Below are 12,453 nucleotides of genomic sequence, written 5' to 3'. Positions count from 1 at the left end.
CCTAGCCCCTCGAGGTCTTAAGTCACGAAGGAACTGAAGGAAAGAGCACCTTCATTTCCTTCGCACCATAAGCTTGTCGGGGCTGAGCGAGGCCCTTCCGCCTTTCTTGTTGTTATATACGTGTTTTTTAGTGTAATATTTATAAACAAATAGCTAAATATCAATAAATCATGTAAAATATAATACGCCTATTCTCTATTTAAAGAACGGGGAATATGTAGTCCGGATATATCGTAAGGTTAAATTAGAGAAGTTTTAGTAACGAGAGGAATGGATTTCTATGAATCTACATACATTGCTGCTTAAATTGCAGCCATATCTCATATATGATGGGGAAAATTTAGAGATTACCTCAATCGAAAATGATAATCGAAAAGTGGTAGAGGGAAGCTTATTTGTATGTATTAAAGGGTATACAGTGGACGGCCATAATTTTGCTGCTTCGGCAATTGAAAAAGGCGCAGTCGCTGTCATTGCAGAAAGAGATTTAAATCTCCCAGTACCTGTAATCGTGGTAAAAAGTACAAGGCGGGCTATGGCACTTCTTGCTGATGCTTTTTACGGCCATCCGAGTCAGAAAATGCATTTAATTGGTGTAACCGGTACAAATGGAAAAACGACGACCAGCCATATCATTGATAAAATTTTAGCAGATGCCGGTCAACAAACAGGTTTAATTGGCACGATGTATACGAAAATTGGTGATGAAACATTTGAAGTAAAAAATACAACTCCAGAAAGCCTAACCCTTCAGCGTACTTTTAAACAAATGAAGGATGCAGGTGTAACCACTGCAGTTATGGAGGTTTCTTCTCATTCATTGGATGAGGGTAGGGTTCATGGCTGTGATTATGACATTGCTGTGTTTACTAACTTAACTCAGGATCATTTAGATTATCATCAAACAATGGATGAATATAGAAGAGCCAAAGGTTTGCTTTTCGCTCAGCTCGGTAATGCCTTTCATTATGAACGTCCCAAATATGCAATCTTAAATGCAGATGATGCAGCTTCATATGACTATGAAAAGTCAACTTCAGCTTATGTATTAACTTATGGAATTGATCAGGACGCAGATTTCCGTGCAACTCACATAAAAATGACTTCATCGGGAACAAATTTTGATATGTCCACACCAGTAGGCAGTTATTCGTTAAATATGAAGCTGATTGGTAAGTTTAGTGTATATAATGTACTAGCGAGTATTACAGCAGCATTTGCTTCAAACATCCCAATGGAGAGCATTATCCGATCTGTTGAGGATGTCAAAGGAGTTTCAGGCAGATTTGAAACGGTGGATGCCGGCCAAGATTTTTCTGTAATAGTTGATTACTCCCATACGCCGGATAGTCTTGAGAATGCGTTAAAAACAGTCCAGCAATTTGCGGAAAAGAGAATTTTCTCTATCGTTGGCTGCGGTGGAGATAGAGACCGATCTAAGCGTCCTATCATGGCAGAAATTGCTTGTAAATATAGTACAGATCCAATCTTTACATCGGATAATCCTCGCAGTGAAGATCCAGAAGCCATTCTTAAGGATATGGAAGCTGGCGTTGAGGGACATTCTTATAAAGTGATAGTCGATCGCAAAGAAGCTATTCGTGAGGCAGTGCATAATGCGCAGGCTGGAGATGTTATTTTAATTGCAGGAAAAGGCCATGAAACCTATCAGCAAATTGGAGATAGAATATTGGATTTTGATGATCGACTTGTAGCGAAAGCTGCAATTGAGGAGCGATAGAATGCATTTAACGTATGGAGACTTGATGTCCATATTCCCTAATCGGGCTGGCGTTCAGAATGAAGAATTGATTTTTCGTTTGATTGCCACTTCCTCAAAGCTGATACAGGGGAAGGGATTATATATTCCGATTGAAGAAGAAATACCAGACTTAAAACAGGCATTGGAAAATGGTGCGGTAGCTGCGGTATGGAAAGCTGGAGAAAAACTGCCTGCTTTTACCCCTAATCATTTTCCAATCCTTTTTACAAATGACTTATTGAAAGGTTTAGAGGATATGATGAATGTATATGTGAATAAATTACAACAGACTGACGGAGAACAGCTCACTGAAACAAAGCTAATGTTCTCAAATAAAGATGAGATCCAAACTAAAAGAATGAAAAAGATAATAGGCTCACGATTTGATTCATTCTCATTTATTCAACAGCAAGGATGTGATGAGGAATGATGGAGCAAGTAATCTTCTTTACAATTTTATTAGGGTTTTTAATTACAGTTTTACTATCACCAATCTTCATTCCTTTTTTACGAAGACTGAAGTTCGGTCAAAGCATAAGAGAAGAAGGACCGCAATCTCACCTTAAGAAAACAGGTACACCTACGATGGGGGGGGTCATGATTCTTCTTTCAATCGCAGTAACGACATTGATTATGACTGCGAAATTTTCTGAACCAACTAGCACTACCTATTTATTGCTGCTTGTGACCCTTGGTTTCGGACTATTAGGATTTCTTGATGATTTTATTAAAGTAGCCTTAAAAAGAAATCTTGGTCTTACGTCTAAGCAAAAGCTGCTTGGGCAAATCATTATTTCTATCATCTTTTATTTAGTTATTAGTCAAACTGGATTTTCTACAGAGATACATATCCCATTAACTGATTTCTCTTTTGATTTAGGATGGGGCTACGCTCTCTTCATTATCTTCTGGCTTGTAGGATTCTCTAATGCAGTTAACTTAACGGATGGGCTTGACGGTCTTGTGTCAGGTACAGCTGCCATTGCATTTGGGGCCTTTGCTGTCCTAGCTTGGAATCAATCCTTGTTTGAAGTATCCATATTTTCTGTAGCAGTAGTCGGAGCTGTTCTTGGATTTCTAGTGTTTAATGCACACCCTGCTAAAGTATTTATGGGAGATACCGGATCGCTTGCCCTTGGTGGAGCCATTGCTGCAGTTGCGATTTTGACTAAGCTTGAGATTATTCTATTAATAATCGGTGGCGTATTTGTGGTTGAAACACTTTCTGTTATCATTCAGGTTATTTCTTTCAAAACGACAGGTAAAAGAGTGTTTAGAATGAGTCCTCTACACCATCACTATGAACTAGTAGGATGGTCTGAATGGCGTGTCGTCGTCACATTTTGGACAGTTGGACTGCTTTGTGCAATCCTAGGAATCTATATAGAGGTGTGGATGTAATTGAAAAAAGTCAATCGTTATCATCATAAAAAAATACTGGTGTTAGGATTAGCAAAAAGCGGAGTGGGGGCAGCAGCACTTCTACATAAGCTGGGAGCATTCGTAACCGTTAATGATTATAAACCATTATCTGAGAACCCAGAAGCACAAAATCTGTTAGAACAAGGGATCACGGTCATATGCGGGGGGCATCCAATGGAGCTTCTTGACGAAGGATTCGAGTTGATTGTGAAAAACCCTGGAATCCCTTACCATAATCCAATGATTAAAGAAGCGACTCAGCGAGGAATTCCTATTTTAACGGAAGTGGAATTGGCCTATCAAATATCAGAGGCACCATTTGTTGCGATTACAGGTACGAATGGGAAAACGACCACGACCACCTTGCTTGCAGATATACTTGAAGCAGGGGATAAGGCTCCGTTGATCGCTGGTAATATCGGGACGGTTGCTTCTGTAGTAGCTGAAGAGGCTAGCGCAAAGAATACAATCGTAATTGAGCTTTCGTCCTTTCAATTAATGGGGATAGACGAGTTCAAACCGAAAATTTCTATACTGACGAATCTGTATGATGCTCATTTGGATTATCATGGAACTAGAGAAGAGTATGTGGCTGCTAAGGCAAACATCACTCGCAACCAAACAGAAAGTGATTACTTTATTGTTAATTCCGATCAGGATGAAGTGATGAAAGTAGCCACACAGTCGAAGGCGAGCATTATTCCTTTTTCAACCAAAAGAGTGCTTGACAAAGGTGCGTATGTTGAAAATGGCTGGATTTGTTTTAATGGCGAAAAAATCATGGAAACAAAAGATATTGTCCTTCCAGGAGCCCATAATTTAGAAAACATTCTTTCCTCGGTCATTGCTGCTAAATTATTAGGCGTACATAATGAGGCCATTTATATGGTGTTAAATCGTTTTGCTGGAGTGAAACATAGACTTCAATATATTGGTGAAGTGAAAGAACGCAGATTTTATAATGATTCTAAAGCAACAAATATATTAGCGACACAAAATGCACTTGCAGCCTTTGATGCACCGATTGTTTTACTTGCAGGCGGACTTGATCGAGGAAATGACTTCGATGAGCTCATTCCTGCATTAAACAAGGTGAAGGCAATTGTGACATTTGGTCAAACCGCACCCAAAATTGAAGATATCGCAAAAAGATCAGGAATAAAAATGATTCAGCGTGTCGATAATGTTGAAAAAGCGGTGCCCGAAGCATTTCAGCTTTCAGAACCAGGAGATGTCATTCTTTTATCACCTGCTTGTGCTAGTTGGGATCAGTATAAAACTTTTGAAGTTAGAGGAGACATTTTTATCGCGGCGGTGCATAAGCTTAAGTAAAGGGCTTGTCTGTAGAATCAACTGATGCATCATACTATTTTAGCAAAGGTCAACTCAGGCAGATTCGCAGCATGTTTTAGCTATATAAGATAAGAATGAAGTTTTTATTTTTTTCTTAAGCCCTAAAACTTGCATTTGAGGTGTGTTGATTTGCCAACCAAAAAAACAACTCCCGATTTAATTTTAGTAATTGTCACACTCTTGCTTTTAGCCGTTGGTTTAACAATGGTCTATAGTGCAAGCGCTATATGGGCGGAGTATAAGTTTGATGATTCGTTTTTCTTTGCTAAAAGGCAAATGCTTTTCGCAGTCGTGGGAATAGTTGCTATGTTCTTTATAATGAATGTTGATTATTGGACATGGCGTACTTGGGCTAAGTTAATTATCATTGTTTGTTTTGTTCTTTTACTCCTCGTTTTGGTCCCGGGGATTGGGAATGTCAGAAACGGATCGAGAAGCTGGATAGGAGTTGGCGCTTTTTCCATCCAGCCATCTGAGTTTATGAAGCTTGCGATGATTACCTTTCTCGCCAAGTACTTATCAGAAAGGCAAAAGCTCATCACTTCATTTAAGAAAGGACTTATTCCTTCTTTAGGACTTGTTTTTCTTGCTTTTGGCTTAATTATGGCCCAGCCTGACCTGGGGACAGGCACTGTTATGGTCGGCACTTGTATCGTGATGATATTTGTTGCTGGAGCAAGAGTTAGTCATTTTGCAGTCTTGGGATTGATAGGTGTGGCTGGATTCATAGGGTTAGTGTTGTCGGCTCCTTATCGGATAAAAAGGATTACTTCATTTTTAGACCCGTGGGAAGATCCGCTTGGCAGTGGATTCCAGATCATACAATCCTTATATGCAATCGGGCCAGGAGGGTTATTTGGTTTAGGTCTTGGTCAAAGCAGACAAAAGTTCTTTTATCTGCCTGAGCCGCAGACGGATTTTATCTTTGCAATTCTTTCTGAGGAACTTGGCTTTATTGGAGGTTCATTTGTTATCCTTTTATTTGCACTTTTGTTATGGAGGGGTATAAGGATTGCTCTTGGTGCCCCGGACTTATATGGGAGCTTCCTTGCTGTAGGCATCATTGCCATGGTTGCTATTCAAGTAATGATCAATATCGGGGTTGTCACCGGGCTGATGCCAGTAACAGGCATCACATTACCATTTCTCAGTTATGGAGGATCATCTCTCACATTGATGCTCATGGCCATTGGCGTTTTATTAAATATTAGTCGATATGCACGGTACTAATAAACCCTATGTGAGAGGGTTTATTTTTTTGCTTGAAAAGGTAGTAATTATGAGTCTAAAATGATGGAAAAATGGCTTTAACCAAAGGAAGGAAATGAATGAATATCTTATTAATCAGGCGAATTGTATGAATCCTTTGCATCATTAAACGAGGATGACGATTTTCCAATTTCATTACAATTGCATGACATTATGGGTTATCATTTCTTCCTTGAGATGTAAATATAGTAGAATAGGATAGAGCAACGTAGATAATTGAAATAAAAAAAGAATGAGATTAAATCACATCTTAGTTTTTAAATCATTGTTTGAGGTGAAAGAATGAAAATCGCAGTGAGCGGCGGTGGGACTGGTGGACATATTTATCCAGCTCTTGCCCTAATTAGAGAGATACAAAAAAATGACAAAAATGCTGAATTTTTATACATAGGTACTGAAAATGGGCTTGAAAGCAGCATTGTTCCAAGAGAGAACATTCCGTTTAGCTCCATTCATATTACTGGTTTCAAGAGAAAACTTTCCTTTGAAAACGTGAAGACAATCATGAGGTTTTTAAAAGGTGTAAAAGATAGCAAAAGATTATTAAAGGAATTTGATGCGGATATAGTTATTGGCACTGGCGGCTATGTATGCGGTCCTGTGGTATATGCTGCTGCAAAGCTCGGCATCCCAACAATTATTCATGAGCAAAACAGTGTTCCTGGGCTTACAAATAAATTTTTAAGCCGATATGTTGATCGAATTGCCGTTTGCTTTGAAGAGGCAGCAAACTTTTTCCCGAAAGATAAAGTCGTTATGACTGGCAATCCAAGGGCAACTGAAGTACTTGGACAGAATGCGGTAAAAGGAAAACTTTCTGCCGGTTTAGATCCAGCGAAGAAATCAGTTCTTATTTTTGGAGGAAGCCGTGGTGCAAAACCGATTAATAACGCGGTTTTACAAACACTTTCTCAACTGTCATCAAAGCCATATGAGATTTTATATGTGACTGGAGAAGTTCATTATGAAGGGGTTAAAAAAGAAGCGGAACTTGCTGGTAATCCAGAAAATATAGTCATTAAGCCATTCATCCACAATATGCCCGAGGTGTTGGCAGGAACAGATCTTGCAGTGACTCGTGCTGGGGCAACTACATTAGCTGAACTAACTTCACTTGGGATACCAAGTATATTAATCCCTAGTCCCTACGTGACAAATAACCATCAAGAAAAAAATGCAAGAGCATTGAGCGATCATGGTGCTGCAAAAATTTTATTAGAGAAAGATTTAACCGGCAGTAAATTAGTGGGTGCAATTGATCGTATTATGACAAATGATGATATCGTAAAAGAAATGAAAGTTGCTGCAAAGAAAATAGGGGTACCAGATTCAGCAGACAGAATGTATACAATGATGAAGGACCTAGTTTCAAAAAAGAATAAGTAGCCCGCCAATAAAAAATTGCATAATATAAGAGAATAGACAGAGAAAGGGCGGTATGTATGACAGAATTAATCAATCAACTAAAGGATTTAAATATAGGGATCGTCAAGGAAGGTGAGCCTCTAGCCAATCATACAACAATGAAAATCGGTGGACCAGCTGATATATTTATTGAACCTTCATCGGTTGAAGGCTTACAAAAAACGATGGAGCTCCTTGTGGATAATCAAGTAGAATGGACTGCAATCGGAAGAGGTTCTAATTTGCTCGTATCTGATGATGGAATTGCGGGAGCTGTGATTAAGCTTGGACGCGGTTTAAACGAGATGGAGCTGGACGATGGACAACTGCGTGTTGGCGGAGGATATCCGCTTGTTGCACTTGCAACTCAAATTAGCCGCAAGGGATTCTCTGGTTTAGAATTTGCCAGCGGGATTCCTGGTTCTGTTGGTGGAGCAGTCTACATGAATGCTGGTGCACATGGATCAGATATTTCAAAGGTGCTGACAAAAGCATACATCTTGTTTCCTAATGGAAAAATGGAATGGCTTGATCACGAAGAGATGGATTTTTCTTATCGCACTTCTGTTTTACAAAAGAAACGGCCGGGCATCGTGGTAGAAGCCATCTTTAAATTGACAGAAGGCGATAAAGATCTTATTTCCGCGGAAATGCAAAAAAATAAGGATTATCGTAAAACTACGCAGCCATATAATTCGCCATGTGCGGGGAGTATATTTAGAAACCCATTACCTGAATATGCGGGACAATTAATCGAATCTGCTGGACTTAAAGGTCATTCGATAGGCGGAGCACAAATTTCAGAAATGCATGGAAACTTCATTGTTAACACAGGAAATGCAACGGCTACAGATGTAGTGGCACTAATTGAGCATGCCAAAGATACTGTTTTTGCAAAATATGATGTGAAAATTGAAACGGAAGTAGAAATAATAGGTCGAAAGTAATGATTAAAACGCATCCGTCATTCCAGTTATTGTGATATAATCATTCATTAGATATACTAATTGGAATTCGTAAAATAGGATGATAGACATAGATGCACCAAACATTTACTTTCCGCTTGGTTTACTTAAATGGCTAATAATTTTTATTGTGGACAGGCTTTTTAGGATAAAGAAATGACCGTGCTTGGTTAGAGGTGATGAGGTTGGAAAAGAGCAAAGTTGTCTCCTTAGAGGATCGTATTCCCAAACTTAAGCAGCAAAGAAAAAAGAAAGCAAATAAGAGGCTTATTTTTCTTCTTTTATTATTTTTTATTTTAATTGTTTTTGTGATATACTTCCAATCGCCTTTAAGTAATATCAAAAAAATAGAGATTCTTGGGAACAATATCTACAGTAAGGAAGAAATAATAAAAATAAGCGGAATAAATGACAGTACGAATATTTGGAAGGTGGATAAGAAGGAAGTAATCAATCAACTGAAAGGGCTTCCTGAAATGCAATCTGCTGAAGTGAAAATTCAATTTCCCAATACTGTCAGTTTAGAGGTTAGTGAATATAAACGAATGGCCTATATTATGAAGGATAAAGGTTATCTTCCCGTTTTGGAGAATGGAAAAGTTTTAGATAATCAAGCAAATGAGGAGATTCCTGCAAATGCACCCATTCTAATTGGTTTTTCTGAAGGGAATCCGCTAGAAACAATGATTCAAGAGCTTGAAAGTTTGCCTGAAGAGGTACAGAATTCCATATCTGAAATTCACCATACGCCAAAGAAAACGGATAAATATCATATTACTCTCTATATGAACGACGGTTTTGAAGTCATTGCTTCTTTAAGAAGTTTTGCTGAGAAAATGACACACTATCCCTCTATCATTGCACAGCTTGATGGAAATCAAAAAGGTGTCATAGATTTGGAAGTAGGCTCTTACTTCAAGCCATATAAAGATGAAGGAGCTGAAAAAGATGAAGAGGGATCAGAAGATGTGGAGTAACCGTGTTTTTTTCTCTCTAGTCTTTATCGGCCTTGGTTTCATTATTGCTTACTCCTATCAAATGGCCAATGAGGAGAATGAGGTTGGGCAGATTACGAGCAATCAATGGGAAAGAGATTTAGCCTTGCGAAACCAGTTAGTTGAGGTGGAAGAGAAAAACCGAGAGCTACAAAATGAATTACATGACAAACAAGAAGACATTCAAGATATTGAAAAGAACCTCGCTCAAGAAGAACAGGTTTATTATAACTTAGCGGAAGATACAGAGAAATACAGGATGTATCTAGGCAAAGTGAAGGTAAAGGGCCAAGGTGTACAAGTCACCTTGGAAGATAGTGATTATAAGCCAGATGAGGACAATGTAAATCAATATATTGTCCACGAGCATCATGTGTTTAATGTTATAAATGAACTATATATTTCCGGAGCTTCTGCAATCTCTATTAATGGTCAAAGGCTGACACATAATTCCTATATTGTTTGTAATGGTCCTGTTATAGAAGTGGACGGTTTTCAACACCCAGCGCCATTTGTTATTTCTGCTATTGGTGATGCGGATGTGATGGCATCGGCACTCAATCTTACGGGTGGAGTGAAAGAATTTTTAGTGAATGATAATGTCCAATTCTCATTGGAAATCAAACCTGAAATTGTAATGGAGCCACTGTTAGGCAGTTAGAGCTGCTTAGCCATATGGATTATGTTCATTATGACCCCTTAAAGAAGTGCTATCGAGGAAAGTAAGGTGGGAATGTGAGCAGAAAACAAATCAGTTTTACTTTTATTATGATAATTATTGGTTTAATGATTGCTATTCAATTCAAAGCAGTGAAAGAACCAATTGTCCGTGATACACGTGATACATGGCAGCTGAGGGAAGACTTGCAAAAAGAAAAGGACTTAGAGCTTAAACTGCTGCGTGAGATTCGCTCAAATGAAGAAAAAATCGTTCAGTATGAAACAGAAAGAAAACATAGCAAAGAAAAAATATTGCGTGATACTTTGGATGAGCTGAAAATGGAAGCTGGGTTAAGTGAAGTCACTGGAGACGGGATAATTATTACCATTACTCCTGTATATGAAAAGTTGCTTCTAGGGCATGCGATTACATCTGTAACACCTGATCTAATAAAGAGACTGCTTAATGAAATTAATCGATATGGAGCACAGTATGTTTCAATTGCTGGTCATCGGGTGATTAATACAACCGTTATCCGTGAGATTAATGATGAAACAAAGATTGATGGTTATCCGTTAAGCCAATTACCGCTAGAAGTCAAAGTGATAGCAGAAAATAATAAAGCTGCAGAATTATTATATAAACGTATGCAAGTGTCTAAATCAGCAGAAGACTTTTTTATTGATAACCTTAGGATTGAAGTGATGAGGCCGGATGAACAAATAACGATTCCTGCCTATGAAGACACAATTCGAATTTTGCATATGAAACCTGTAAAGCCAAAGAATGGAGGCGATTCTTAATGTGGCTTCCTGTATTAGGGTTAATCATTGGGCTTTTCTTTGGCTTTATGACTGATATTAAAATTCCAGAGGAATACTCTAATTATCTATCAATCGCCGTACTTGCCGCTCTTGACACATTATTTGGAGGAATACGTGCTCACCTGCAAGATATATACGATGAGAAAGTATTTGTATCCGGATTCTTTTTTAATATTATTCTAGCAGCAGGTCTTGCTTTTCTAGGGGTACATCTTGGTGTAGACTTATATTTAGCTGCTGTATTTGCATTCGGTGTCAGGTTATTTCAAAATATAGCCGTCATTAGAAGAATATTATTGTCAAAATGGACAAGTAAGAGAGAAAAAATAGAAAAAATTGATATTTAAAAAAGGGAATACTTTATTTTTGACGAATAATTTTATTAATATCAAAAAAAAATTATGTTTACTAATACTTCAAAAATGGGAATGAAGAATTATCGTCTGTTTGTTGTTCAAAAGTCTGATTCGCATAAGGGAGGTGCCAAAGAATGAACAGCAATGAAATATATGTCGGCCTCGACATCGGTACATCCAGTGTAAAAGTAATCATTGGTGAAATGTCCAATGACTCCTTAAACATTATTGGTGTAGGCAATGTGCAGTCTGAAGGCTTGCGAAAAGGCTCCATTGTTGATATAGATGAAACCGTTCATTCTATTAAGAGAGCAATTGAACAAGCTGAAAGAATGATTGGCATGGAGATCAAGAGAGTAATTGTCGGCATTACTGGCAACCATGTCATGCTCCAGCCATCACATGGTGTTGTAGCTGTTTCCAGTGATAATAGGGAAATTACAGATGAAGATGTTGCTAGAGTAATAGATGCAGCACAAGTTGTCTCAATTCCTCCCGAAAGAGATATTATTGACGTCATACCAAAGCAATTTATTGTTGATGGTCTAGATGAAATAAATGACCCGAGAGGCATGATTGGGGTTAGGCTTGAAATGGAAGGCACAATCATTACAGGCTCAAAAACTTTATTACATAATACTTTACGTTGCGTGGAGCGTGCAGGTTTAGAAATTATGGATATTACCTTACAGCCATTGGCTGCCGGGGCTTTCGCATTATCTAAGGATGAGAAGAACCTCGGTGTTGCATTAATAGATATTGGTGGTGGTTCAACGACAATTGCAGTCTTTGAACAAGGGGTTTTAAAAGAAACAACTGTTTTACCAGTAGGTGGGGATCATATTACGAAGGATCTATCTATCGGGCTGAGAACATCTACTGAAGATGCTGAAAAGATTAAAGTGAAATATGGTTACGCGTATTATGATCATGCCTCTGAAGAAGAGGTGTTCAGTGTTCCAATTATAGGAAGTGACCAACATCAACAATTCAACCAATTGGAAATATCAGATATAATCGAAGCGAGAATGGAAGAGATTTTTGACCTCATCCAACATGAAGTAAAACGCTTAGGAGCTGATGACCTTCCAGGAGGATACGTGTTGTGTGGTGGTGTCGCCAATACACAAGGACTGCTGGAACTAGCTCAAGTTGTTTTTCAAAATAGAATTCGAATTGCCGTTCCTGACTATATAGGAGTCAGAGAGCCTCAATATTGTACAGCAGTTGGTCTGATCAAATTTGCATATAAAAATGCAAAAGTACAAGGTCGAAAAATGGAAACGCTTGTTGAACAAACAGATGTAAAGGAAAAACGTGTACAAAAGCAAACACAATCCAAAAAGAAGCCGGAAAAAGAACCGGATGAGAAAATCACATCAAGAGTTAAAAAGTTCCTTGGATACTTTTTCGAGTAACTGAAGATTCGCAGTTAATTTAAG

At 38.3% G+C, this 12,453-nt stretch carries 12 protein-coding genes; all 12 read left to right on the top strand.

The genetic code is table 11. The features are described from left to right. Positions 1-280 precede the first annotated feature (280 nt). The 12 genes from J2S17_RS10790 (at position 281) to ftsA (ending at position 12,429) form a co-directional block, all read left to right on the top strand. Positions 281-1,741: a UDP-N-acetylmuramoyl-L-alanyl-D-glutamate--2,6-diaminopimelate ligase gene (locus J2S17_RS10790; RefSeq protein WP_307474657.1), complete on the top strand. Its 1,461-nt coding sequence runs from the start codon at positions 281-283 to the stop codon at positions 1,739-1,741. Position 1,742: 1 nt separating this feature from the next. Beyond that, positions 1,743-2,192, top strand: coding sequence for a hypothetical protein (locus tag J2S17_RS10785; RefSeq protein WP_307474655.1), 450 nt, complete (start codon positions 1,743-1,745; stop codon positions 2,190-2,192). Then, a complete protein-coding gene (gene mraY / locus J2S17_RS10780) occupies positions 2,189-3,163 on the top strand; it encodes a phospho-N-acetylmuramoyl-pentapeptide-transferase (protein ID WP_307474653.1) in 975 nt (324 codons plus the stop codon). Before J2S17_RS10785 ends, mraY begins: the two co-directional genes overlap by 4 nt. After that, positions 3,164-4,516 (top strand): UDP-N-acetylmuramoyl-L-alanine--D-glutamate ligase, encoded by a 1,353-nt coding sequence (gene murD, locus J2S17_RS10775; protein WP_307474651.1) that lies wholly within the window; start codon positions 3,164-3,166, stop codon positions 4,514-4,516. A gap of 150 nt (positions 4,517-4,666) precedes the next feature. Then, positions 4,667-5,767 carry a stage V sporulation protein E gene (gene spoVE / locus J2S17_RS10770; protein WP_307474649.1) on the top strand — a complete coding sequence of 367 codons (1,101 nt, stop codon included), beginning with the start codon at positions 4,667-4,669 and terminating at the stop codon, positions 5,765-5,767. Positions 5,768-6,088: 321 nt separating this feature from the next. Beyond that, a complete protein-coding gene (gene murG, locus J2S17_RS10765) occupies positions 6,089-7,192 on the top strand; it encodes an undecaprenyldiphospho-muramoylpentapeptide beta-N-acetylglucosaminyltransferase (protein WP_307474647.1) in 1,104 nt (367 codons plus the stop codon). Between the two features lie 56 nt (positions 7,193-7,248). Further along, on the top strand, positions 7,249-8,157 hold the full coding sequence (murB, locus tag J2S17_RS10760) for a UDP-N-acetylmuramate dehydrogenase (RefSeq protein ID WP_307474645.1): 909 nt from the start codon (positions 7,249-7,251) through the stop codon (positions 8,155-8,157). Positions 8,158-8,360: 203 nt separating this feature from the next. Next, complete coding sequence (locus tag J2S17_RS10755) at positions 8,361-9,152, top strand: cell division protein FtsQ/DivIB (protein WP_307474643.1); 792 nt, start codon at positions 8,361-8,363, stop codon at positions 9,150-9,152. Further along, positions 9,124-9,831, top strand: coding sequence for a DUF881 domain-containing protein (locus J2S17_RS10750; RefSeq protein WP_307474641.1), 708 nt, complete (start codon positions 9,124-9,126; stop codon positions 9,829-9,831). The genes J2S17_RS10755 and J2S17_RS10750 overlap by 29 nt, the downstream gene beginning before the upstream one ends. A 107-nt stretch (positions 9,832-9,938) precedes the next feature. Next, on the top strand, positions 9,939-10,634 hold the full coding sequence (locus tag J2S17_RS10745) for a DUF881 domain-containing protein (protein WP_307474687.1): 696 nt from the start codon (positions 9,939-9,941) through the stop codon (positions 10,632-10,634). Beyond that, positions 10,634-11,002: a small basic family protein gene (locus J2S17_RS10740; RefSeq protein WP_307474639.1), complete on the top strand. Its 369-nt coding sequence runs from the start codon at positions 10,634-10,636 to the stop codon at positions 11,000-11,002. The genes J2S17_RS10745 and J2S17_RS10740 overlap by 1 nt, the downstream gene beginning before the upstream one ends. A 143-nt stretch (positions 11,003-11,145) precedes the next feature. Then, complete coding sequence (gene ftsA, locus J2S17_RS10735; protein WP_307474637.1) at positions 11,146-12,429, top strand: cell division protein FtsA; 1,284 nt, start codon at positions 11,146-11,148, stop codon at positions 12,427-12,429. Positions 12,430-12,453: the final 24 nt, after the last annotated feature.

It is taken from the genome of Cytobacillus purgationiresistens (assembly GCF_030813235.1).
Taxonomy (GTDB): Bacteria; Bacillota; Bacilli; order Bacillales; family Cytobacillaceae; genus Cytobacillus; species Cytobacillus purgationiresistens.
The sequence above is the reverse complement of the archived record's forward strand: the minus strand, read 5'-3'. Positions and strand labels throughout refer to the sequence as shown.